The sequence below is a fragment of the Methanosarcina siciliae T4/M genome, from assembly GCF_000970085.1.
Classification (GTDB): domain Archaea; phylum Halobacteriota; class Methanosarcinia; order Methanosarcinales; family Methanosarcinaceae; genus Methanosarcina; species Methanosarcina siciliae.
On the sequence record NZ_CP009506.1, the window covers coordinates 451,817 to 477,005 of the forward strand.

Sequence of the window (25,189 nt, forward strand, 5' to 3'; positions counted from 1 at the left end):
TGATCCTGTCCGGATGGTAATTTCCGCTGGCGGGAACTCATTGAATATGGGCCTGTAGAAAGAAAACCATTGACATGGAGCCCTATAATTAGAGTTTTTTCTCATGTAACAATCCGATCTCTTATGAAGATAAATATATAATTTCTTTCCTTTATAAAAAAAGACTTTTAAGAATTTTGATTAGTATTAATCTATATTTTTAAGCTTCTTTGAGACTTATAAGTTTTTATAAAGCTTTATTTTAAAATTTAATTGCTTTAAATCCTTTATTTCTGAAAGTAAGTTTATATTTTAGCCTGCTAATCTCATGACTGTCAGCAGGTGAGAAACCTGCAGGACAAGTGGAACAAATGAATCATCAGAATACAAGACTAAAAAACAAGACAAATGGAACAAATGAATCCCTCCCCAGAATAAGATGAATAACTGAAAAACAAGCCCAAAGGGCATAAAACGACCACAAAACGGCTATAAACCGGCCATAATGGATATAAAACGGCCATAAAAAGGATATAAAGGACAAAAAGATGAACCCGTAATGGAAGTATATTATGAAAATAAAAACAACAGTATTCAATTCGATTTTCCGCATTGCAGCGGTACTAATGGTGTTATGTATAGTCCCTTCGGGGGCTTTTGCATCGGAGAATTCCCCTGCATTTGCTCCTGCGGAGAACATAACAGATGATAATTATGCTGATGTTCAGGCAGGGATCCTTGACTCTCTCAGCGAACAAATTTCTGAGCTTCAAAGCTTCTATTCCAATGTAAGTGAAGCATCCGATGCCTCGGAACTCCAGGAAGTTTTGTCCAGCCAAATGCCGGAAAACGGAGGCGGACATGAAGGGAATATGGGTCCAGGAGGAATGAATCAGGGGATCTGTGGAATGCCCGGATTATTCTGTTTCGCTCAGGTTGAGAGCGTAACTGATGATAATTATACCGAGGTCCAGGCAGCAATTGTTGATTCCCTTGAAAATATGACTTATGTGCTTAACAGTCAGCTGGATAACACTACTGATGAAAATATGACTGAGATGCTCAACGAACAAATAACCGAGCTTGAAACCCTATCCAGCGAAGTAAGTGAGGCTTCCGGTGCAGACGAGCTTCAGGATGTAGTATTTACCTATATACAGACCCAGGCTGTTGACTCGCTTGAAATGGAAATAGAACACCTCGAAGAGATGCAAAGTAACAGCGAGACCACCGATGACAACATGAGTGAGAACATCAGCAGCAGGATCACGGAATTTACTGCCCTGATAGACGATATCAACGGAGCAGAGTCCCTTGAAGACCTTATGGAGGCCATGTCCTCTTCCCAGGGAATGCCTGGTATGGGAATCGGTGGCCCGATGCAGCACGGTGGCTGCGATTGCCCCATGCCTCCCTCCGAAGCTCAGGACAGCAGCACTGATGACAGTACCAAGTAAGCTGTGACAGATAACCTGTGATGGGTAAGTGCCCGCAACGAAATAACCTATGCAACTGATTATTTATTGTAACTTCGATTGGCGACCTTGATATTGAAAATCAAAATGTCAAATAGGAAATCTGCATAGGTTGTTCTGTGACGGCTACTAAGCTGTGACAGTAAATTCTGGCAGGAACTCTGAAAGGTAAGTTCTGCCAGGTTTGAACACTTCAAACTGAATAACAGGCTTAATGGGTGAATAACAGGCTTAATGATGCACAAATTAGATTTGATGATGAATATATGATAAAAAACTCAAAAGAAGGTGATATGGAGTCCTACATGAGATCGGGAGCGAAAAGAGATGATGAAAAATCCAGATGATGAAAAACTCAAAAGGAGATGATAGGAACTTGGAAAGGAGATGATTTGAATCTCCTCATCTTTCCAGACAGACCTGAAATAAGCACAGAACAAACATATCGAACAAATCCCTACACACCAGATTATACCTAAATTGAATATCGTTTGATTAGTATCAAAATGTACCTCCTTTGCCCGGTTCGAAAGAACCGGGCGACCACATGAAAACCCGACAACCGTAGCAGTAAATTACAGAATTAACTACTCTAAATACTCTGATAAATGCAAAAAACGTTCCCAATAAAAAACACTTCCCTTCATCATCTCTTTTTTCTTTCATTTTGAAATTGTTTTTTACCCTCCGTTTTTATTTTTCCTACATAATGAACTGTTTTGTGTAATTTTTCAATACGCTCTTATCTTCTTTTTCGTTGATAGTGAAATTAAAGTTTCACAAACGGAAGGAAAAAAGTAGCACCGTAAAATTCTTGGGTTTGCGACTTTGCTCTATGCCTAAAGGGCATGTCGGGAATTCGTTGTACTATTTAAAGTCTAATTTTTTTACATTGTGTGAAACATCGTTCTCTTGATGTGAAATTCTTTCCATAATAGCTTTTTTTAGATTATGGTTTACAGAAAATCATGTACATTGCCAGAAAGATTTTCAAAATAATTATTCGTAAGCTATCAGTTTTTTCATGTTACCTCAATAGCTAACAAATGTTACTCGTATAAATTCATTGATATATTATAATGTAATTTTTTTTACATGTTCCTTTTTAAAGTTACTTAATTTGCTACCAATTGTTACCTTCTTTAACTAATTCCTGTAATGCGGTATAATTTCTATGTGAAAAATATTAAATGAGGGGTGTCATGCCAGCAAATTCTTTAGATCTGCATATAGTGGATTTTTGCCAGTTAGATTGTAAACACTGCGCTATTTAACCTTTGAATCTTCTGGATGAGGCTGGAAAATAATAGCAGGATATAATTTGCTGATATCAGGTTTGTAAATTTGACTGTAATCTGTATACAAAATTCTGGGGAAAATTCAAAAATGAAAAAATACAGACTACTGATAATTAGCTGCTTGATCATAGTTTCAATTTTTGTTTTAGCATTGAATGCGGATGATAGCGGGGAAAAGCCGTCAACAATTAGCAGTGCAAAACAACTTAAAATAACCTCAAGTGAAATTGGATTTGGATGGAAAGAAGAAAATTATCAATATATTGGTGATCCTGTAGAATTTTTTGAGGACTTTGTTAATCAAATTGATGAAACAGCATCTAATCCCGAAGAAGCAAAAAAAGACAAAGAACGTTTGCTGGAAATGTCAACTAAACTTAACGAATCAAATGTGAAAGACGGATCTATTTTGCAATTGAGGAAGTTAGATCATGAAATTACAGTAGGTTTCATTGAACTTGATAGCTTTGTCTTCAACGACCGTAAAGGTGCAAAAAAATACTTTGATTATAGAACAGATAAAAACAGTGGGACTAAAATAACAGGATTCGGGGATGAAGCTGCTGTCATTTCAGAAGAACATGGAAGTCGGTATATTTATCTCGTTCAGATCTCAAACGCTTTCTTAGAAATAGTAGTGTATGATGAGGAAGAAGAAGCAAGAAAGGTTGCAGAGAAAATTGTTGAAATTCTTAATTCGTGAGATTTTCTACAAAACCGGCTACTTTCTATTAGTTATAGGAGGTGAAGTATGAAACCAAAGCGGATGACTGTAATTGCAGTAGTTCTGGTATTTCTTCTTTCTGGCTTTTATGTCTATAGCACTTTTTCTTATATTTTATTTGGATCTTTGCTTCCTCTTTATAGCATACATAATAAAGACGATACGCAGCACGAGGTAATTGTAGAGGTATTTGGAGTCTATAATCAATCCATAACCAAAGAAGAGTATTCTGTAAGGTCCGGGAGTATGGCAGATTATCCAAAGACATTCTGGTTTAAATTTAACCGCTGGACAGATTATAGATTTGAAGTCACCCTGGATAATGAAACGGTAAGAACATACGAAGGAAAAACTGATAACTTCAGGGAAGTTCATATTGTATTGTATGATAAAGATAGTGAGTATTATCCAATTATCGTAGATGAAATGTCTTTTGAGCTTGGGAAAGGTAGGAAGTGGGATTATGATTGAGTGCTATTTTCCTTTTTTATTGTAAAATTACAGAAAATGCAGAATGTCAATTAAGGGATAATGAAAATTTTAATTTTGTAAGGGACTTAATGGTTCCGTTTTTTTGGGTATAAACGGAATTTTAATTCTTCAATGCTCCATTTTTAGAAAAACTATGGTAACGAAGGCGAAAAAGATACTTCATATAGCATGGATCGGGAATTCTAAAAATGAAGTTTAAACTCATTTTTTTCTTTATGTTAATACTAATCCTGCTGGCAGGCATTTTTGAAATTGAGGCCCTTAAACAGGACATTTCAACAGAAAATGCTCAAATTGCAAATGAAACCAGCGAACAGTTAGAGTACATAAAGAACTTGCAGGCTGAATCTGATAGAATACTAACAGGAGATCCTGATGTACAGGATTTACTGGACGAAAAGACACATTTCAGGGCTTATGAAATAATACATAACGAGAGTTTGGTAGAAGTTATTTACATTGTTGGCTTTCATCCTGAGAAGTCAAGGTATTCGAAAGGTTTCAGAATGGTTGACGGGGTTGTGTACAGATTTTACATTGATATGAACAGTAAAAAAGTTAGCATTAAAGAAGATGAAACTCACGAAGATTTTGATCCGGATTCCGGTTTGGTAATAAGTGATTATATCCATGAAGAAGTGGATGGAATTTCACTTGATTCCTCAATATCTATGAACACCTACCCAGGCGGTTGGCTTGAAACATGCTGGTTTTACCAGTTCAAAATAGAAGGCCATGAGAACATAAGTTTAGCTCCTGAATCCACCAAAAAACCTGAAATGAAGTATCAGCTGGAAGTTAAAAAGGTTACTGACGTTGGGTATAAAAATTTTTATCTGGGAATGCTTTTATCTGGTGATAAGGGTGCAGACGTTCTATCCGGTAATGACAGCATCCCATCTAAGTATTGGAAAGAGATGAGAAATCGTGAAACACATACTCTAACAATTTCCTCTCCTAAAAAAAGGAGCAACTCTATGGATTACTTTTACCGCTGGGATATAAGGAGCAACGTTAACCAGACAATTGTTTTTGATATCGATCTGATAATTGATGGATTAGGAAATACTGCCAAACCCGAAGAACTGCATGGATGGAGGATCATCATGAATACACCTCCGTATGTAACTGATCTATCAGAGGCTGATATGATGGAACTCGGGATCTGGTCATCGTACTATGGTAATTACTACCCTATCTCAACGATAATTGTTAAAAAAGGAGAATGGCTGGAAAATAATAGCAGGGTATAATTTGCTGATATCAGGTTTGTAAATTTGGCTGTAAACTGTATACAAAATTCTGGGAATAATTCATAGACGTTTTTTTGCTCACTGTTTTCAGTTACTGGTGAACACGACATCAGGTGCTTAAGGAAGTATATTATTAATTAGTTGTTAATATTAGTGAGAAGGTTTATGATGGGATGGCTGATAAGGTAACCAGGGACGGAAACTACACACTCGGGACTTGAAACTGCTTCTGCTAACCGGTAGTAGTTACGGTGGCTATAGCATAGGAAGCCAAAAGTCTCTGGTTTTGAGATTCTCAAAAGGTAACCTGTTGATCTTAAAATGGGCAATCAGCATCATACTTTTGCATAAATCAAAAATTAAAAGAGATCGAGAACATACCTGAACGGTTTGTTTACACATTTGAATCCGAAGGTATGCCTGGTCAATATTGCTTATAACGGCAACTTTCGAAGAGTTTCTTGCAAAAGGCTGACGGTCACATCTCTTTTCCAAACGATTAAAGGTCGTGACAATATGCTTAAGTCTGGAATGGAGAAAGTGCAGGCGGAAAGCATGAAACGCTTCTCTATACATTTGTAATAAATAAACACATGCGATAAGTGAATAATATATTAGGAGTGAGGTGTATGGGAATAGCTGAAGAAACGCAAGTTCCAGGGAACAGGACTTTTGTGGCGTCAACTGAAATAAAAGGATCTAAGATTCTCACCGTTAAAGATGAAAAACTCGGAACGATTAAAGAAGTCATGATTGACTCCGAACGGGGAAGAATCGCATACGTAGTGTTTGCTTGTGATTGTTTTCTTGGTATGAAGTGTAAATTTTTTGCCATTCCCTGGGGAGCTCTTCATGCAAGTCGAGGAGATTATATCCTTAAAGTTGATAAGGAAGCATTCAAAACGGCAGAAGGCCTGGATGAAGATGTGTGGACTTTAAATCATAATGATCTGGCTAAAGTGTATGAACAGTATAATCTTCATCCTTACTGGGAAATTTAAAAGTTCATTTTCGCGTGATTATATGAAAATTGTTGTTTCCGATCCGATTTTCTTACCGAAGAATACAGGAAAGATTTGAGGTTCTCGGAAACCTTACTATTTTTGAGAATATGCCCTTTTCCATTGAATAATTTATTCAGTCGAATGCCCTCGCTGCTTGCGGCGAGGTGAACCCGCAAAACTTTGATTATCTATTATTCTACAAACTATGTTAAATAATGTAAAGTTTGTTTTAATAAGAGATTATGACTATTTAGGATGATGTCCCAAAAGTTGCATAAACGGCAATATGAAGGTTTTTTAGCCATATATAGGAACCATAGGATGTTGTTTAAGAATGTAAAAATTAGTAAAGCATTTTATGCACACACTGATCGACAGAGTGTATGACTGATGATTTACAGGCAGACTTAGCAAAAAACGAACCGTTTATATTACCATCAGTAATAATACCGTCAGCATTTTATACTAGAACTTACATATTATATATTGTTCACAAGGAACTAAGCTGTAAAATGAGGCAAATTCAGGACAGAGTAATAATCTGATCCCGCAATAAACTTCATTGACGCGTAAGCTGTAAAATGGAGTAAATTCAAGACGGCTTGAAAACCGATCTCGAAATCTATTTCATTAACACGTAAGCTGTAAAATGGAGCAAATTCAGGACAGTCTGAAAGCTGATTCCGTAATAAACTTCATTGACGCGTAGCTATAAGGTGAAGCAAATTCAGGACGGCTTGAAAACCGATCCCGTAATATACTTCATTTATGGCGTAAACTGCGAGATGAAGCAAATTCAGGACGGCTTGAAAGCTGATTCCGTAATAAACTTCATTGACGCGTAAGCTGTAAAATGGAGCAAATTCAGGACAGAGTAAAAACCTGATTCCTCAATCTCTACTTCATTGTTGCAGACCAAACCTTGTGAACCCTTATTCACTCTTCTAATCAAAGTTAAAGCGTATATATCATTTCTTTTCTTTTACTGCTTTTCTTAGCTTTTCGTTTCAGATGTTTAACAAACAACATCATGAAACTGTTTTGAGACAAAATGAACATAATTCTTTTCGACAGATACTTCCACAGTAGTACGAAAAATTGTTTCACTTTAGAAGGATAAAAATTAGTGAAATATTAAGATTGTCAGAATAAATATTAACATTCACAATTCCAATCATCCCCGATTAATTTTCAATGCTACAATATTTTCGAGACTCTTTTTCTTCGTTTGTGGCTCTAATAAAGGCATATATGCCTTCATACAGTTTAAATATACGATTACCGCACGAATGTGCATCACACATTGAAGAAGAACCCTATGAAATATTCGGATCTTGAATACTTTATCAAGTGCTACAACCCTGAAAACCGCCACAGCCGGAAAGAACCCTGGAGTGAAGATGCTTCCAGAAGGCAGATTCCGGAAATTCAGCTACGATGAGATTGTAGCAAGGGATAAGACTAACCTGGATATCTTCTGACTCAAAGACAAAAGCCCCGCTGACCTGGACAACCTTCCGGACCCTGATATTCTTACAAATGAGATCATTGAGAATATGGAGGTTTCACTGGCAAGTTTTAAGGAGATTATGGCTACAATTAATGGAAACGGGGACAGGAATTGAAATTGCTTTCTGCCTGAAGCAATTGTCTGCTTATGCAGACATATCCTACCCTTAAAAGAAGAGTGGGCTCGCTGAGATTTTAACAACGACCTTCCTCCTCTAAGGGGTTTATCCGGAAAGGAGAGCTTTTCATATTGTTGTATACTTCACTGCAATTGTTGTATGCTTCACTGCAATCGGCATCTGTTAGTTCATTCAGTTATCCTCTTTGTTCTAAGAGCAAGTCTATAGTTCGATTTGCTTTTGTCCCAAACCCGGAACTTAATTGTCCGGCGATTTCATTAATGATACATTTATAATTCTCTCCGGATTGTTCTTTGTCTATACAGGCACAGAGAACACTAATTTCTCCTTCATGCAGCCATGGATAACGTTTCGAAATTCTTGATATACACTTTTTGTCAACGTTGTGGATAACTATAAAATCTTTGCAGGAATTTAATAAATTGAAGGTTTCAGGATTTGTCTCCAGCTCTTTATATACATGTTCTGTAATTGCCAGGTCGTACCCCTGTTTTTTGGAGATTTCAAAAGCTCTTGGGAAGTAAGCTTCCCGAAGTAAGTAGATGATCGAGGAAGCATCAAAAATTATCATGCCTTTAAGCCTCCTGTAAATCAAGAAAAGTTTCGATATTTATACCGGCAAGGAAAGCTGCTTTTTCCAGACTTACGACTCCTTTTCTGTAGATTGAAATCGAGTCTTTAACCCTTGTTTTCATAATTGCCTGATATTTGACTGATTTAATGGTAAATTCCGGATGTGAGATATAGATAAACAAAAGAATTTCGTCATCGGTGAGATTACTGATTAATTTCTTGAAGTCGGCAATTGCTTCTTTTTCTTCTGAAGAAAAGAGGTCTTGCTTCAGGCCCAGTGCCTTTATCCCTGGAAGAGTAATTTTGTAAGTATAATCCTCTTTTTTTTCGACAAGGCCCATTGATATCAGATTCTCCATGCTGGCCTCGGAATTTTCGCTGTACGGCCCGAGGTAATGAGGACCGAATTCTGTCCACTCGTTCACTTTATCAATGTAATTCGATATCAGAAACATCTCTTTTTGAAAAGTAACCTTTCCTTTTGCCGGTTCCTCATCATTCATTTTCAATAATTCAAGTATAGTAATACTTAAAGGAGAAAGGACCTCTTCAATATTGTCTGATGAAATTCTCAATTTACTCCCCCTTAACCTTCAATTCGATGCTCGTTGCTATCTGGAATAGTGTTCTCTTTTTCAAAGAATATGTGATTATATGTAACTATGTTGTATTATATTCCTCATTAATATCATGGACTTAAAGCAAAACCCGCATTGAAAGAATCCTGAACCACAGAAGTGTGTATCTCCGACTACTGCACCTACGACTACTGCACAAATGTGCATCATACATTGAAGAAAAATCCAATGAAATATTCGGATTTGGAAGACTTCATCAAATGCCACGACCCGGAAAACCGCCACAATCGTACAGAGACCTGGGGCGAGGAATTTCCCGAAGGCAGTTCAGAAAATTCGTCTATGATGAAATTATAGCAAGGGACAAAACGAACCTGTACATCTTCTGGCTCAAAGACAAAAGCCTCGCTGACCTGGATAATCTGCCGGACCCTGATATTCTTACAAACGTGATAATTGGGAATATGGAGGTTTCGCTGGCAAGTTTCAAAGAAATGATAGTCACAATCAATGGAGATCGTGAAGAGATGGTGAAGAGAATTAAAAAATAAATTCCACATATGCCTGAAGATTAAAGAATATTCTGATATTCTTTTTATCATCGCCAAATCCAAAAATTCAGATGTTTTTCAATAAAATGTTGTGGTGGATACCCACCACTTCTTACTGTGAACCTCTTATATACTTGAGACATTTGGGTCAGGCTGCAAGGCTGTATAAGTATATATCATTGCCAACCGTACCATCAACATAGTTCTTGTCCATTCCCCATACAACAGTGTTATTGTATACTTCCGGTGTCGTATAAACTTCTTCAGGATATTCATATATTAGGGTGCTTTGTCCCGTAGATATGTTATATACATATACTCCAGGTTTGCCTTCGTAATCATCAACACATTTATTGTATGCAATTTTATCATTTTGTATGGCAATGTGTGTCCCTGTACTGGCACCGTATTCATTTCCATCTGGATCGGTGCCAAGTGGTTGTGTAACGTCTATGGTTTTCTTTGTTGATGTATTATACATCTCAATATATCCCTGATGATTATATACGTCAGACCAGATGACGTTAGTACCCCATATACGCGGTGTGTTTGGATCTCCATATGAAGTAACAGTTATTTTTTCCTGCGTATCGATATCATACATCCTGATAGTTATATCCGCTTCCGGATCTTCTGAATATGAGTAATACACCACTTTTGTGTCATATATGTCGGGATTACTACCGTTTCCTATTTTTGTCTGTGTGGATGTAGATATGTCCCATAGATACACATTATCATCTGCACTCCAGACGATTCTGTTGCCGTAAATAGCAGGTTTGCTAAATTGGTCTACATTCTGCGTGATGTAACTTTTTGTGGCTGTTGGTATATCATACACAGCAAGCCTTGGTGTTCCACTGCTTTCATCACGCCACACTAACTTATTATCGTAAATATCCGGACTAGAAGCCCCAGCAGAGCTAAACGTAGTGTCTGTTCCGTTGGTCAGGTCGTATAAATGAATAACAACCCCATTTGTCCATACTACCTTGTTATCATAAACAGCAGGATCGTATCCTGTGCCAATTTTCGTAACTTGGGCTGCTGAAGCTGCAACTGAAATTAAAATCAAAAAAACAAAAACCAGGAATGTTGAAGCTAAAGCTATTGAACATATTTCCCCTTTATTTTTCATTTATTTCCCCCAGATAGCTTTATTTTTTGAAGTTAATGTGCAGTTTATATGATTCGGAGATTTTTCAGGTTCTGCAATAATATCTGAATCGTCTATTACTAAAATCACATTAATCCAAACCTGGATTATCTCCCCAACCAATTATATGATAAATTAGTAAAGAGACTAAGTAATTATATAATTTTGCGAATAAAATATTTTCCAACCTTTGTTACATATCGATTGTTACAACCCGAAAAACCGTTTCAGCCGCAAAGAGACCTGGAATGAAGAATCTCCTGAAGGAAGGTTCCGAAAATTCGGCTATGACGAAATTGTAGCAAGGGATAAGACTAACCTGGATATCTTCTGACTCAAAGACAAAAGCATCGCTGATCTGGGCAACCTTCCGGGTCCTTATATTCCTGCAAACGAGATAATCGAGAATATGGAGGCTTCACTTTCAAGTTTTAAAGAGATAATGTGTACAATCAATGGAAACAGGGATAGGTAGTTAGCTGGGGCAGGGTGTGCCTGCTCGAACTAATTAAATAGAAAAGAATTAAAAGAATACGATTTTTTTCGTTCCGTTGCAGTTTATATGTAAATATCTCTGATTATAGCCTTCTTTGGCTTTTCCGGATCTACCATCAAGGTTATTTCATCCCCTAGTTGATAGTATTTTGTTCTTCCCGATTTTAATATTCGGTTCTTAGCAGAATGTTTTTCATTTTTGTATATATACTCATATTTTACTTGTCCTCGGTCACGGTAGAAACTTATAGCGGTAATATATCCTGTAACCTCGTCGGCACCTTTGAACATTTTGTTGTAATATTTGAGTTTCCATACAATAATAGGTGCTAATAGTACAACTGCACAAATTGCCATCTTTAAGTAAAATGGTGCAGCAGAAGCAGTTAATCTTGGACTTAGCAATCCACTATAATAGGCTGATATTATATACAATCCTCATACTACTAAAATAAATATCAATGACACTCTCGCTGTGAAATCAGATTGAAATATTCTAAATGTTGAAGGTTTTTGAGCATTTTTCCCCATTTTAGTTTCTTCGCCGTCTTACTATTTAACCTTAGTTTGACATTTCTATAAAAATAAATACTCTTATTTTCGTTATTGATTTGATGAATCTAAAAACAAAAATAAGAGCATTCCCTACTATTCCTAACAAGAATATATGTGTTCCTATCGGCTCGATGCTTGCTGTTCAATACTTTTATGAAAAACTTAATTTCTCTGATGTTTTTGGTAAGCATAAAAGCCGAGGTTTAGATCTCAATAGTTTATTAATAGGCTTGGTGAGCTACAAGCTCACCGAGAATTTTAGCATTAAAGAAGCTGGCAAATGGTTAAATCAGAAAGAAATTCTCGAGATTTTGAATCTCGAGAGCTTTCATGAAAAAGTTCTTTACAGAACACTTGAGATCCTGGGGCGCAACAAAGAGGAAATTCTTTCTGATATTTTAGGTAATCTATTTTCCGTTTATGATTTTGAAGAGACAGATATAAACCTTGACTGGACAAGTATAACTCTTTACGGCACAAAATCCAAGCTTGGAAAGTTTGGATATAGCAGAGATCATAGACCTGATAAGCTTCAGATAACAGTTGGAGTAAGTGAACTCAAAAAACCAATTAACATACCCATTGGAGTTACAGTAAACAAAGGAAATGTTCTTGATCTGCAACATTTTCCTGAGACATATAACCAGGTAAAAAGTAAACTCAAAAAAGGATCTCTTATTGTTTTTGATAAAGGCGCTAATACAGTTGAAAACATTAAGCTGATACAGGAAGATAAGATGACATATCTTACTTCCATGAAACTGAATTCAAGTGACGATAAAATCATTGAGAAATTTGATGTAACTAAAGTAGAACAGATAGATTCTGAGAAAGGAATTTATGGGATAAAAATAGTCAAGCCAAATAGCATTAAGTATTTCTATTTCTCAGAATCATTACAAGAAAAACAGTTGGAAGCAAAGGCAAGAACTGTTCTGAAGAAGTTACAGGAAGCAAAAGAGATACAGGAGATAATTGTCAAAAATAAAAAGCTTCCCAAAAAATTCAGAATAAACAATGAGTTGATTGAGATTGACTATTCTTTTAAGACTAAGCTCGAAGAGCTTAGTGATGATGAAGCGATAGAACTACTAAAGAGTTCCATAATTAATGGAAGAGAAGGATTTTTCTGCCTTAAATCAGACAAGAATTTGACACTTGAAAAGGCATTGGAAATATATCGAGAAAAGGACTCTATAGAGAAAATATTCAACTCACTTAAAAACGAAATACAGATTAAGCCGTTAAGGGTTTGGTCAGAAAATAGCATTCATGGAGCTATTATACTGGGATTTATTGCTCAATTATTCATATCGCTGATGCGATATGAATTTGAGGAAATCAAGCACAAATCCACAAAATTCATCAAAAAAAGCTTGAAAAATTTGACACTTACAATAAAGTTCGTGAAAAATGGACTCAGAAATTATATTTTTGCTAATTTTGATAAGATCAATAGCTTAATTGTAACAAAAATGGGCACTATTCCATAGAATTTATTATAAAATTAGATAGATTCATAACCCTGTGTCAAATTAGTTTGAGCTAAGAATAGGATAGATTTTCAATATCAATTAGTGGATACTGTCAAATTAAGGATTTAATTTTCACAACAGTTATTATTCTAATTTTAGATCTCAGTGTATGGGCTCAGGTATATCTACTTATTTTTATTTAAAAAAAGTTATTTTCTGTTTCTATTTGGTAATAAAATTCTTTTTTCAATTTCTCAACTCTGGAAGCACTCCTCAATTCACGAAATGAATCTTCGTTTTTTCCTATTATTGGAGTAGTACAGTTCTCTATTCAACCCTATTATTTAGCTCAATAATATAAAAAATAAGTAAATGGCAATGCGTGGCAAATGCCCAGGAGATCCTGGATTTCCGTGTTTACAATGTAATGTCTCTTTAATAGATTCCATCGCTATCGGGATGTTTGTCTACATGAGTATGATGAGATTGTGGTGGGCCGATGATATTCAAACTCATGAACCTAGCCGTATAAAGGCTCTGCTAGAAAATTCCAAGCTTTTTCATCCATTTTTAGCCTCAAACAATATACAGCGCATGGAAACTGATGCAAAAACTATCTTTTCGCAAAAAAAGCTGACACTTTCTTTTTTATCTGTTGCGCCAAGAGCGTAGACTAAAGGGATATAATGTTCGGCGGAATTGACGGACAATAATGCATCTTCCCCGAGTGATTCATAATTGACCAGCTTCAGGTCGTCTCTGGCTGTAACGTATTTTTTCACTTTTTCATCAAAACTCGTTGCCCATTTATATGGAGTTTCGGACATTCTTGCCAGCATGAGGTTATGCACTACGTTTCCGGTGCAGAAGATAAGAATCCCCTCTTCTCTTAATTTGCAGAGTTTCCTTGCCAGATCATAGTGCTGCTGCATACTGAGTTTTCGATTTATGCTTAGTTCGGCTACCGGGATATCAGCATCAGAATACATCTTCGAAAGTACGCACCAGACTCCGTGGTCAATGCCCCATCTGCTGTCTAAATTAACCTCCTGAGCCAGGTTTTTTACTTCTGTAATTAGTTCCTTTGAGCCTGAGCAATCATATTTCAGGTCGTATAATTCCTTTGGGAACCCATAAAAATCGTGGATTGTTCTCGGTTTCTCGTTTGAAGTAACACTGCTATCCTCTCTCTCATAGTGTGCGGATATTGCCAGGATTGCTTTAGGCTTGGGAATTTTTTCGGAAATCTCTCTCCAGCTTTCTGTAAACTCATTTTCTTCGATGGCATTCATAGGAGAACCATGACCTATAAACAGGACTGGAATCACTTTTTCCATGTTTTTGACCCCGATTTAATTATTTTTTGCTTATTATAGTATACGTATTTGTGGTATAAAATAAAGTACATCTGATTCGGATATTTTTGCTTTCAGGGTTAGATGTCATCAATGGCCGAGAATGTTAATACCAATTTTTTTATTTCAAAAATCTTCGTTCCTCTTCTTGTCCCTTAAAACTAGTCCTAATCTATGGTACTTTCTCAAAATCTGAAGTCCAATGAAAACATTTAAAATTACCTGAAGTTCAAATATTGGATTGTTGAGGGAATGGTGAATGGTAAATAGGGAAGATCGGTATTTAGATCGGTACTTAATTCTTTTAGCTTCAACAGTTCTGCTTTTAGTTCTGTTTATTTCCACCTTACCTGTGGCGCTGGGGTTTTCTCTGCACAGTAACCGGCTGACCATAAAGGAGACTCAGCTAACCACAAATAGTTCGGATGAGGCCTACCCTTCAATCTACGGGGACAGGGTGGTGTGGCAGGATCTGCGCAATGGGAAGAACTGGGACATCTACATGTACGATCTCTCAACTTCCAGGGAGACTCAAATCACCACTGACCCTGCAGCCCAGTACTTTCCTGCCATCTACGGGGACAGAATAATCTGGACCGATGCCCGTAATGGAAAAGCTGACATCTACATGTACGATCTTTCCACTTCTACCGAATCTCAAATAACCACAAGCGGATCCGTTGAATCCGGGTCTGCTCTCTACGGGGACAGGATAGTGTGGATTGACTACCGTGAAGGGTGGGAAAATCTGGATATCTACCTTTACGACTTTTCCTCCTCCACGGAAACTCAGATCACGACCAACGAATCAAACCAGTGGGGAGAGCTTGATATCTGGGGAAACATGATCGTCTGGCGGGATCAACGCAATGGGAACAATGACATTTACATGTGCACGGTCTCAGGGGAGGATGCAGGGTCAGAAGTAGAACCAGAAATAAGGTCAGAAGTTGAACCGGAACTGGGATCAGAGGTTGAACCGGAACCGGAAGGGGAAGGAAGCATAAGCAAAAACACTTCTGGGTTTGAAATTGTGTATAGTGTCGTTGGTTTGCTTGCTGTGTTCTTGCAGTGGAGAAGATAAAACATGGTGAATTACAGTCAGGTATCGGAGAGTTATTGATCTAATTCGGTAACTACTTCCACTATTATCTTCTTTTTTAGAAAAGAACGGTGAATGATAACTTTTTTTAGGAAACAATTGTGAGTGATAATCTTTTTTGAGCGGTACGTCAGAGAATTTAATTTAATTAAATTCACAAAACTTTGCCTTCTATCCATACCTTCAAACCTGAACAAAGGAAGTTCCTGTTTTTCAGTATAAATCGAAAACATATACCACTTATTGCAATAACTTTAAACTCAGCAATTTCCTTACCAACTTAATATGTGCTCTGTTATATAAAAATTTATATATAATTACGATATCAATCGCAAGCAGGTATGATTTCCCTGGGAAACAGATGACCGGACCTGTCCTATTTGAAGCGAAAAACGAAATGAATTTTCTCCGGTCGGGGAAGGTATGAAATGAGGAAAAACCTGCGAAATTCCGGTATAGATAAAAAGCTAGTAGACGACGTTCTGAACCAGAATGAACAGCGTTTCAGGCTGAAGTTGGAGAAAGGTCTCTCGCCTGCTCGGGCGGTAGAGAACCTGGAACTGGCCGAGATTATTGATGTACAGGCTATCCAGCCTCTGCTGGATAATTTCTATAAACTTACTCATATTCCCATAGGCTTAAACGACCTCAAAGGCAATGTTCTGGCAGGTGCTGGATGGCAGGATATCTGTACCAAATTCCACAGGGTTCATCCCGTAACCTGCAGGCACTGTGTAGAAAGCGATATAAATCTATCCTCAGGTGTTGCCCCTGGCGAGTTTAAGTTCTACAGGTGCAAGAATAATATGTGGGATGCAGTGACTCCCATCATGGTGGGGTACCATCATGTCGGCTATGTCTTTGCAGGGCAGTTTTTTTTTGATGACGAGCCTCTGAACTATGAGTTTTTCCGGGCCCAGGCCAGGAAATATGGCTTCAACGAGGAAGAATACATAGCAGCGCTTGAAAAAGTTCCAAGGTTAAGCAGGGAATCTGTGGACACGGGTATGGCCTTTTTCATGACATTTGCCAACATGCTCTCACAACTAAGTTACAGTAATATCAAGCTGGCTCAGTTGCTGGAGGAACGCGACGTCCTGGTAAATGTGCTGCAGAAGACCAGGGAGGATTTCGACCGCGCCCAGGAAGTGGGAAATATCGGGAGCTGGCGCCTGGATTTATGTAATAATGTATTGACATGGTCCGATGAAAATCACCGTATTTTTGGCATCCCAAAAGGTACCCCTCTGACCTATGAAACTTTTCTCTCAACGATTCATCCGGATGATAGGGAATATGTGGATGGGGAATGGAAGGAGGGGATGGAGGGCAAACCATACGACATCGAGCACCGCATTATCGCGGATGATAAGGTAAAGTGGGTACGTGAAAAAGCTTATCTTGAATTTGACAGGGACGGATCGCTGATTGCCGGCTTTGGTATAACGCAGGACATCACCGAGCGCAAAAGAGCAGAAGAAGCTCTCAGATTATCAAATATTTATAATCGCAGTTTGATTGAAGCCAGTCTGGACCCTCTTGTAACCATCGGGTCAGACGGAAAAATAACCGATGTCAATAATTCCACCGAAATAGCTACCGGCTATTCTCGCGATGAACTTATAGGTACAGATTTCTCGGACTATTTTACTGAGCCTGAAAAAGCCAAAGAGGGTTATCAGCGTGTTTTCCAGAAAGGATTGGTACGGGATTATCCTCTTGAGATTCAGCATAAAGATGGACATACAACTCCTGTTCTATATAATGCTTCGGTTTATAAGGATGAATCCGGCAAGGTTATCGGGGTCTTTGCTGCTGCGCGTGATATCACAGAACTTAAAAAGGCAGAGAAAGCTCTAAAAAAAGCACATGATAATTTAGAAAATTTGGTTGAAGAGCGCACAGGACAGCTTGAGAAAGCTTACAACTCATTGAAGGAAAGCGAAAAAAGCCTTTCCGAAGCTCAAAGAATGGCTCATATTGGAAATTGGGAATGGGACACTTTAACTAACAGGTCTTACTGGTCTGATGAATTGTATCGAATTTTTGGGCTTACACCCCGAAAATTTGGCTTACCTTACAGTGAAGCTTTGAATTACATACATCCTGACGATCGGGACTATATGAATAATGCCGTTAAAAGAGCTTTAAATGGAGAACCCTATGAAATTGACTACAGGATAATTTCAGCTGACGGAACAGAACGTGTGGTTCATGCACAGGGTGAAGTCATTTTTAACGAAGAAAATAACTCTATTAAAATGAGAGGGACAGTTCAGGATATTACCGAGCGCAAAAAAGCTGAAGAAGCTCTTGAAAAAATCCAGGAAACCCACATAAAAGAAATCCACCACAGGATCAAGAATAACCTGCAGGTAATCTCATCTCTCCTCAGCCTCGAAGCTGAGAAATTCGGGGATGAAAAAATGCTTGAATCTTTCCGGGAAAGCCAGAATCGTGTGGCTTCAATGGCCCTGATTCATGAAGAACTCTATAAAGGAAAAGAGCTGGACACACTTGATTTTGCAGCCTATCTTCAGAAGCTGGCTGCAGATCTTTTCGACTCATATAATCTTGGAAATAGTGGTATCAGCCTGAAGCTTGACCTTGAGAAGATTCATCTTGATTTGGATATTGCAATACCTCTTGGCATTATCGTGAACGAGCTCATCTCAAATTCTCTGAAGCATGCCTTCTCCGCCGAAAAATCAGGTGAAATCCATATCAGTCTCTGCAAAAAAGAAAGTTTTACTGCAAACGATTATATCCCCGGCCCCTGCCCTTCCTGTACAGGTAAGAATAACTTGCATTACATACTCACCGTAGCGGATAACGGAAAAGGCATTCCCGAAGAAATAAAGTTCCCAAATACGGATTCTCTCGGACTCCAGCTTGTAAACCTGCTTGTTGAGCAAATAGATGGTTATATAGAACTCAAAATGGATTCCGGAACAAAATTCACTATCTGGTTCCGAAATCCGGAAACATGAGCCCTGTTATTCGAACGGAACATGTAAGGTGTATAATATTGGGTTATATCGGTGAAGCTTTTTGAATTAAAATTCCAATTTGATATCTTCTTCGTTATCCACGGGTAATTCAAATGTGAAGCTGCTCCCTTTCCCAACTTCACTTTCAACTCTAATAGTCCCGCTGTGAAGTTTCACAAGTTCCTTCACCAGAGCAAGCCCGAGCCCTGCCCCGCAGTACTCTCTGGCGCATGAAGAATCTATCTGCGTAAAGGGCCAGAAAAGTTTTTTCTGGTCCTCGGGAGAAATCCCTATTCCGGTATCCGTTACGGAAAAATGAACTCTGCTGCCTCTCTTTTTACAGTAGACAGAAACCCTTCCCCCTTTCGGGGTAAACTTGATCGCATTGCTTACAAGATTGTAGAGGATCTGGATAAGTCGGTCTCTGTCAGCTTTAATCTCTCTTAAATCCGGTTCCACTTCAAAGTCTATTTCAAGGGACTTGGCCTGGGCAAGGGGGGAAAGCGTGGCCTTCACCTCTTCAAAAACCGAGTCAACAGTAAATTCACTGTAGTGAAGTTCCATTTTTCCTGCTTCCACTTTAGAGAGGTCCAGAATCTCGTTTATAAGTCCCAGAAGGTGTTTTCCGCTTGCAGAGATGTTCTTAACGTACTTCAGCTGTTTTCCGTTGAGTTCCCCAAAAATTCTCTCGATCAGGACGTCCGAAAAACCGATAATGGAATTCAGAGGTGTCCGCAGTTCATGACTCATGTTGGCGAGGAACTCGCTCTTTGTACGGCTGGCAGTTTCGGCTTCTATCCTGGCACTGAGCATAGCTGCCTCCACCCGTACACGGTCGCTTATGTCCCTTCCCACGGCCTGAATGCTGTTATCTTGTGCCTGGAGTAGTGAAGCACTAATGTCCGTGAAAATAACCGTTCCGTCCGATCTTATCATTCTGGTTTCCTTACGTGTGGAGCCTGTTTTCCTTACTTTCATAATTTCGGATAGGGCTTTTTTCCTCCCATCCGGCAAAAGCAGTTCCAATATTGATTTTTGTTTCAGTTCATTTTCACTATAACCGAATACTTCACAGGTCATTTTGTTTACTTCGAGTATCCTTCCGTTAAAGTCGTGGATTATTATGAAGTCGTTTGATTTCTCAAAAAGACTCCGGTACTTCATCTCACTTTTTTCTATCTTTTCTTTTGCTCTCTTCTGTTCACTGATATCTTTAACTATGGTCAGGGCAAGGTCCTTGTATCCCTCTAATACTTTGGAACTGACTTCTGCATCGAAAATTTCGTCATTTGTCTTTCTGTACACTGTATAGACGCGGAAAAACTTCTTTTTCATGAATTTTTCCATTTGCAGAGTACATGTATCTCTAGAATCAGGAGCCAGGAGGTCTCTCACGTTCATAGTTTGCAATTCTTTCTTTGTGTACCCGAACATCTCACATGTTTTTTCATTTACATCCACTATCCGGCCATCGAGCCGATTCAGGAATATTGCGTCATTTGATTGTTCGAAGAGTGCCCTGTACATTTCTTCATTGCGTTTCAGTTCTTCCTGGGCTTCTCTGCGTTCTGTGATGTCCTGCAGAGCGCCGATTAATTTTATGGCTTTCCCATCTTTTATTACAGGACGGCCAATTGCCCTGACCCATTTATGTTTGCCTTTTGCAGAGACAAGTTCCAGTTCGTGATCGTATGATTCACCTTTTTCAACAGCATTTTTAATTGCTTTTTTAAAGACCTCTCTTGATTCTGGGGGAAAACTGCTCAGTTCATTCTCGCCTGGATTGAGGGACTCCTCTTTTCCATGAATCCTTGCAACTTCAGGTGTCCATGTGACCACTCCGGAAACTACATCGAGCTCCCATCCTCCAATTCTGGCTATTTTTCCTACTTCGCTAAGAAGAGCCTCACTTTCACGCAGTTTATTTTCTGTCCGTTTACGCTGTGTAATGTCTCTTACAACCGCCTGGGCTAAGTTATGATATCCTCTCAGATGCCGGGCATTTATCTCTACATCGATGATATCCCCATTTCCAGTGAGATATCTGGTATCCCCCCTTACAGCCCCCTCGACTTTCAGCTTTTTCATCGCCTCCTGCCCGTTTTTTTGACGCTCCGGAATCAACAGATCGCAGACATTCATTTCTTGTAATTTTGCCTTCGGGTATCCGAGCATTTTAGAGGCACTCTCGTTTACTTCCAGTATCTGTCCTTCGAGAGTGTTTATAAAAATAGTATCGCTTAATTGTTCTACGAGGGACCTGTACCGCTTCTCACTTCGAATGACTTCCTCCTCAGTCATTTTCCTCTCGGTGATGTTCACTGATGTCCCGTATGCAAGCATGTTCCCATCATTAAGGTTGTGACAGGACCCCGTGGTACTTATCCAGACAGTGTCTCCATCATCAGAGACCAGCCTGTAGTCTATACAGGCAGGGATATCGGGTTGATTAAATGCCTGTTTTAATACTGCTCTCAATTTTTCCATGTCTTCCGGGTGGATGTGCGCAAAAAACTTATCCCAGTCATTTCCTATGGTGCCAGCCGGGAGTCCAAGTACTTTATCCACAGGTTTGGAAATATATGTACTCAGTGCATTTCCTTCTTTATCAAAAATAGCTTTCCAGATTATTGCATTCAGGGAGTTAACAACCCCTTCATACTCCTTTTCCATTTTAAGGAGTAAAGCTTCTGCATTTTTACGTTCGAGGATGTTTGCTATTATGTTTCCGGCAATCTTCAGGACATTGAGTTCTTTATCGTCCCAGCTGCGTCTTTTACTTTTGGAATCGACTACAAGGAAACTTTTGAAAACACCGTCATATGAAAGGGGGACAATCGCAATGGATTTTATTCCCAGTTCCTGCAGCATCTTTTTCAAATATTCTTTTTCTTTTGGGAGTTTCTCAACATCAGGGATATTGAAAAGCTGTAAACTCTCAAGTTTTTCAAATATAACCTTTTCCGCATCCCATTTCTTATTGAGTGGTATTCTGGATTTTACACCGTCTGTATACCATTCATATGTTTTGATGATGCAGTTCTGGTTTTCCACAATGCTGAAAAGAGTTGCATGATCCGCACCTAAGAAATCTTCCAGGTCCTGCAGGGTCTTATTGATGTCCCCGTCAATATCCTTAAAGTTACTATTTATAAAACGATCAGATATCTGTGATATCAGTTTGTCCCTGAGTTTACTTTGTTCAAGTTCGTCCTTTTCTCTTTTTTTAGCAGTAAGGTCTTCAATAATGGTATAGCATCCGTAAACGAATCCGTTTTCATCCTTCCGGGGAAATGTTTTGAAACTCAGAATAAGTTCCTTTTTCCAGACCGATCGATAAACCGATTCTATCGAAGAGTTCCTGCCTGTTTTAAGTGTATCTTTAACAGCGGAAGACACGCCACATTCAACCAGAGGTGGAAAGGTCAGTATACTAAGTTTTTTTGTAAAATCAGCGGAGGGAAACCCCAGCAGGCTCAGCAGGCAATCGTTCAGTGCGGTAATGTTTCCTTCCCTGTCACATGAAAGTAAGCCAAGGGGCAGTTCATCAACGAGGTTTTCAAAACCTTCGTGATTTTTTCCCGTCAGGCCGGAAGGCTCAGCGGCACGGCTGTAGTACTCTGCAGTCATATTTTTTACAAGTCCCCTTGATCAACATTTCATATATTGTAATAAATTCTCACCGCTATTCTGTATAATGCAATATTTATAATTTGTGAAGTTATTTTGTTTCCAAATTTGAGCTCTTCAGATCAGGGGATGTCTTCCTTCATCATAATTTGCCTCTTCTAACTGATTTTCTTTATTGACCATCCTTATTATCCGTGTGCCTTTTGTATTCATAATTATTCATATGATGGTAGATTGTAAATGCACCTGCAGGATGAACAATTCTACAGGACTGTGGAAAAGCCCTCTACAACTTTATATAAATATTTTATTTAGTGCAGCTCCGAAACTGCAAACTGATCAATATTGCCCCGGGTCCCGGAACGCCCGAAAGTTATTCCCAGTAGCAGAAATACAAACATAGAAACCCCGGTGTAGCCCAGGATCCCGATATTTCGGATATTCATATCTGCAAGCGGCACCCCGATTAACCCCGCAAGACTCAGTAAACCGCTGACAATCATAAGAATCCGAACAGTTTTCTCAAGCCGTCCCACCTTGAATACAGGTACCGCAAAGAGCATCGAGAGGGCAAAGAAAAAGTCCCGTGCGAGTATGTCCATTGCATAAGCTACAGACGGCCATTAAAGGAAAAGAAAAGTGAAACCCACGGGAATCCTGCAGACTCTATCTGCCGACTTACGGTAAGGATAACGAAGTGAACAGTACAGGTAATACTCGCCATGATGATCATAAATGCACGCGCTGTCAGGCTATACGCTTTAGTCTCGGGAGAGGCATAAGCATGAATCGCAATCACGACAATAACCATCAATGGCGCTATCACAATGATAAGCAGCTCTAATATGGAGAGATAAGGATCACCGATCGAGTCCGGGGGTGACTTGAGTGAGAGGAATCCAGGAACCAGCGTAACCGTGTATGCTATCAAGAGGAGGAATACGGCAAAGGCTGCAGCTCTTCCCAGCATTCGATGTTGGCTGGTGAAACCTTCCTGTTCCATCGTTCAACACCGTTTCATCGCTTTTGTTACTTTCCAGGGGATCAACCATTGTAAATTAGATCTTATTATAATATCATAAGCTATAATTGGAATCATTTAAATACAACTACTTTTGAATAAAAACAGTTTTAGGGACAGCAATGCCAGTTTATGAAAATACAAAGTTGATCCTTGAGGAGATTGGATGCGCAACACTGGTTTGCGTCACCAAGATGATTGAACCTGAAAGGATAAACGAAGCCATTCGGGCCGGAGCCATTATCATTGGAGAGAACAGGGTTCAGGAGTACGAGGACAAACGTGATGATATACTGCCCTGTGAGACACACCTTATAGGCCATCTACAGACAAACAAAATCAAAAAAGCCGTAGATCTATTTGATGTTATTCAGTCAATTGACTCCCTGAAGGTAATAAGGAATATTGACAGGAGAGCCAGGGATCTTGACAAAGTACAGAAAGTCTATCTTCAGGTTAACATCGGCAACGAACCACAAAAATACGGATTCGGACCTGATGAGCTAAAAAACGCAATAACAGAGATCCTCTCTTTAAGGAATGTTCGTGTGGAAGGTCTCATGTGCATCCCTCCTTTCGTACCCCCTGAACAAACCCGTTACTATTTCAGGAAGATGAAGGCCCTTTTTGATGAAATGAAGCAGGAAAACGGGGATAACATCGATATCAGGACGCTATCCATGGGCATGTCCGGTGACTACAGGATTGCCATCGAGGAAGGAGCCACGATGGTACGTGTGGGTTCTGCCATATTCGGGAAGAGGGAGTACTAAAAGTGCTGCTTTGTGATAAATAGTGGCACAGTGTATATTACTTTTTTTATCTTTATTTTGTTTCCGGCATAAGGTTAATTTAATACTCAATATCTTCACGAATTTTCCATCTTTTTGCTTTAGTAAGTATTTCATTTATTAACGGTTCTTTTTGTCTGGTATATTCTTCACGGGATATCATTTTTCCTTTCAATTGTTCTTTAAGTTCGTTGTATTTTTGTAAATCTTCCGGATGACAGTTCAAATAATCTCTAAATAATATATGATTTAAATACTGGTCAGACTTCGCATCAAACATATGAATATGTACTTTCACACAGTCGGAATCCGTTCGAAAATAATGTCTGCCCTCTACTCCGTATTCCCCCAGATATTTATATCCAAGGCTTTCAAGTTTTTTCACACATTCAAAGCCTGTGGGGTAACCGCCTATCCCGATGCATATATCAATAATTGGTTTTGCAACGGAGTTTTTAATTGAGGTACTGCCTATATGCTCTATTGAAATTATATTCTCTTTTATTGCTCCCAGTATCCTTTCTTTTTCTAACTCGAAATACTCCTCCCATTCGGGGGAAAAGCTTTCCAGAACAACAGTATTTCTCTTTAAACCAATTGACATGGATATTACACACTCACTTTCTTAAATTATTAGCCTGTATGCCGTTTAGAAACCTGTTAGTTTTTACTCCTTTTCCAGGATGACTATGTTGATGTGTGGCTTGGAAAAAACAGATTGGTAAAATGTTTTGCTGACGCCGTTGGAAATCCTGTTTTTGGTAACTCCTTTACTACTCCATATACATGCAAAGGATCTCCTCTATAAAAATCCAATCCATCTGTGACAAAATAGAGTTGTACAACCGGAAGTACAATCTGACCTTGAGGAAAGAATCGAAGCATTAGAAAAAAAGCTCTATACGTTTTTAGAGTCGAAAAAGAAGATAATAAAGACAAAATCGAAAAATAGGCCCGCTGAGATTCGAACTCAGGACCTCCGCTGTGTGATGGCTGGAACATGTGACGTATGCATCGTTATTGACCGGTCAAATGCGGTAGAT

Annotated in this window: 22 protein-coding genes; 13 read left to right on the forward strand and 9 right to left on the reverse strand. The window is 38.7% G+C overall.

The annotated features are described in order from the left end of the window. Nucleotides 1–551 precede the first annotated feature (551 nt). The 7 genes from MSSIT_RS02060 (at nt 552) to MSSIT_RS24455 (ending at nt 7,706) form a co-directional block, all read left to right on the forward strand. The gene (locus MSSIT_RS02060; protein WP_048169595.1) at nt 552–1,436 is read left to right on the forward strand and encodes a hypothetical protein; all 885 of its coding nucleotides are present in this window, start codon (nt 552–554) and stop codon (nt 1,434–1,436) included. Between the two features lie 1,404 nt (nt 1,437–2,840). Further along, nucleotides 2,841–3,455 carry a hypothetical protein gene (locus MSSIT_RS02065; RefSeq protein WP_048169597.1) on the forward strand — a complete coding sequence of 205 codons (615 nt, stop codon included), beginning with the start codon at nt 2,841–2,843 and terminating at the stop codon, nt 3,453–3,455. Between the two features lie 48 nt (nt 3,456–3,503). Continuing rightward, nucleotides 3,504–3,947 (forward strand): hypothetical protein, encoded by a 444-nt coding sequence (locus tag MSSIT_RS21035; protein ID WP_052721478.1) that lies wholly within the window; start codon nt 3,504–3,506, stop codon nt 3,945–3,947. Between the two features lie 236 nt (nt 3,948–4,183). Further along, entirely contained in the window at nt 4,184–5,221 is a 1,038-nt protein-coding gene (locus MSSIT_RS02075; protein WP_148704756.1) for a hypothetical protein, read from the forward strand. Between the two features lie 629 nt (nt 5,222–5,850). Continuing rightward, nucleotides 5,851–6,222, forward strand: a complete 372-nt coding sequence (locus MSSIT_RS02080; RefSeq protein ID WP_048169600.1) for a PRC-barrel domain-containing protein — start codon at nt 5,851–5,853, stop codon at nt 6,220–6,222. Nucleotides 6,223–6,923: 701 nt separating this feature from the next. Next, nucleotides 6,924–7,070, forward strand: coding sequence for a hypothetical protein (locus MSSIT_RS22755; protein WP_156158769.1), 147 nt, complete (start codon nt 6,924–6,926; stop codon nt 7,068–7,070). 489 nt (nt 7,071–7,559) lie between these two features. Next, a complete protein-coding gene (locus MSSIT_RS24455; RefSeq protein ID WP_231590366.1) occupies nt 7,560–7,706 on the forward strand; it encodes a hypothetical protein in 147 nt (48 codons plus the stop codon). Nucleotides 7,707–8,049: 343 nt separating this feature from the next. Here MSSIT_RS24455 and MSSIT_RS02090 read toward each other — a convergent pair whose 3' ends face one another. Both MSSIT_RS02090 and MSSIT_RS02095 read right to left on the reverse strand, forming a co-directional pair. Then, on the reverse strand, nt 8,050–8,445 hold the full coding sequence (locus MSSIT_RS02090) for a hypothetical protein (protein WP_231590368.1): 396 nt from the start codon (nt 8,443–8,445) through the stop codon (nt 8,050–8,052). A 4-nt stretch (nt 8,446–8,449) separates the two neighbouring features. Continuing rightward, nucleotides 8,450–9,022: a hypothetical protein gene (locus MSSIT_RS02095; protein ID WP_048169604.1), complete on the reverse strand. Its 573-nt coding sequence runs from the start codon at nt 9,020–9,022 to the stop codon at nt 8,450–8,452. 263 nt (nt 9,023–9,285) lie between these two features. Between MSSIT_RS02095 and MSSIT_RS02100 the strand changes: the two genes are divergently transcribed. Beyond that, nucleotides 9,286–9,576 (forward strand): hypothetical protein, encoded by a 291-nt coding sequence (locus tag MSSIT_RS02100; RefSeq protein ID WP_048169606.1) that lies wholly within the window; start codon nt 9,286–9,288, stop codon nt 9,574–9,576. Nucleotides 9,577–9,724: 148 nt separating this feature from the next. Here MSSIT_RS02100 and MSSIT_RS02105 read toward each other — a convergent pair whose 3' ends face one another. Then, nucleotides 9,725–10,714 (reverse strand): TolB family protein, encoded by a 990-nt coding sequence (locus tag MSSIT_RS02105; RefSeq protein WP_048169608.1) that lies wholly within the window; start codon nt 10,712–10,714, stop codon nt 9,725–9,727. Nucleotides 10,715–10,922: 208 nt separating this feature from the next. Here MSSIT_RS02105 and MSSIT_RS24460 point away from each other — a divergent pair, with 208 nt between their 5' ends. Next, nucleotides 10,923–11,066 carry a hypothetical protein gene (locus tag MSSIT_RS24460; RefSeq protein ID WP_231590370.1) on the forward strand — a complete coding sequence of 48 codons (144 nt, stop codon included), beginning with the start codon at nt 10,923–10,925 and terminating at the stop codon, nt 11,064–11,066. A 224-nt stretch (nt 11,067–11,290) separates the two neighbouring features. On the opposite strand, the gene MSSIT_RS02110 is transcribed toward MSSIT_RS24460, so the two are convergent. Beyond that, nucleotides 11,291–11,662, reverse strand: coding sequence for a hypothetical protein (locus MSSIT_RS02110; RefSeq protein WP_156158770.1), 372 nt, complete (start codon nt 11,660–11,662; stop codon nt 11,291–11,293). A 176-nt stretch (nt 11,663–11,838) separates the two neighbouring features. Between MSSIT_RS02110 and MSSIT_RS02115 the strand changes: the two genes are divergently transcribed. Further along, complete coding sequence (locus tag MSSIT_RS02115; protein WP_394296903.1) at nt 11,839–13,275, forward strand: IS1634-like element ISMac23 family transposase; 1,437 nt, start codon at nt 11,839–11,841, stop codon at nt 13,273–13,275. A gap of 542 nt (nt 13,276–13,817) precedes the next feature. On the opposite strand, the gene ygiD is transcribed toward MSSIT_RS02115, so the two are convergent. Next, nucleotides 13,818–14,594: a 4,5-DOPA-extradiol-dioxygenase gene (gene ygiD / locus MSSIT_RS02120; protein ID WP_048169613.1), complete on the reverse strand. Its 777-nt coding sequence runs from the start codon at nt 14,592–14,594 to the stop codon at nt 13,818–13,820. Between the two features lie 277 nt (nt 14,595–14,871). Between ygiD and MSSIT_RS02125 the strand changes: the two genes are divergently transcribed. Together MSSIT_RS02125 and MSSIT_RS02130 are read left to right on the forward strand one after the other, a co-directional pair. Continuing rightward, the gene (locus MSSIT_RS02125) at nt 14,872–15,696 is read left to right on the forward strand and encodes a DUF5050 domain-containing protein (protein WP_052721479.1); all 825 of its coding nucleotides are present in this window, start codon (nt 14,872–14,874) and stop codon (nt 15,694–15,696) included. Between the two features lie 446 nt (nt 15,697–16,142). Further along, nucleotides 16,143–18,704, forward strand: a complete 2,562-nt coding sequence (locus MSSIT_RS02130; protein ID WP_048169615.1) for a PocR ligand-binding domain-containing protein — start codon at nt 16,143–16,145, stop codon at nt 18,702–18,704. Nucleotides 18,705–18,770: 66 nt separating this feature from the next. Here MSSIT_RS02130 and MSSIT_RS21040 read toward each other — a convergent pair whose 3' ends face one another. The 3 genes from MSSIT_RS21040 to MSSIT_RS23915 all read right to left on the reverse strand — a co-directional run bounded on the left by MSSIT_RS21040 (nt 18,771) and on the right by MSSIT_RS23915 (nt 23,337). Further along, on the reverse strand, nt 18,771–22,334 hold the full coding sequence (locus tag MSSIT_RS21040) for a PAS domain S-box protein (RefSeq protein WP_052721480.1): 3,564 nt from the start codon (nt 22,332–22,334) through the stop codon (nt 18,771–18,773). 311 nt (nt 22,335–22,645) lie between these two features. Then, nucleotides 22,646–22,936 carry a hypothetical protein gene (locus MSSIT_RS23910; RefSeq protein ID WP_197080326.1) on the reverse strand — a complete coding sequence of 97 codons (291 nt, stop codon included), beginning with the start codon at nt 22,934–22,936 and terminating at the stop codon, nt 22,646–22,648. Nucleotides 22,937–22,944: 8 nt separating this feature from the next. Next, nucleotides 22,945–23,337, reverse strand: coding sequence for a hypothetical protein (locus MSSIT_RS23915; RefSeq protein ID WP_197080327.1), 393 nt, complete (start codon nt 23,335–23,337; stop codon nt 22,945–22,947). A gap of 140 nt (nt 23,338–23,477) precedes the next feature. Here MSSIT_RS23915 and MSSIT_RS02145 point away from each other — a divergent pair, with 140 nt between their 5' ends. Then, nucleotides 23,478–24,128: a YggS family pyridoxal phosphate-dependent enzyme gene (locus MSSIT_RS02145; RefSeq protein ID WP_048169617.1), complete on the forward strand. Its 651-nt coding sequence runs from the start codon at nt 23,478–23,480 to the stop codon at nt 24,126–24,128. Nucleotides 24,129–24,207: 79 nt separating this feature from the next. Here MSSIT_RS02145 and MSSIT_RS02150 read toward each other — a convergent pair whose 3' ends face one another. Continuing rightward, a complete protein-coding gene (locus MSSIT_RS02150) occupies nt 24,208–24,750 on the reverse strand; it encodes a GrpB family protein (RefSeq protein ID WP_048169619.1) in 543 nt (180 codons plus the stop codon). Between the last annotated feature and the right edge of the window lie 439 nt (nt 24,751–25,189).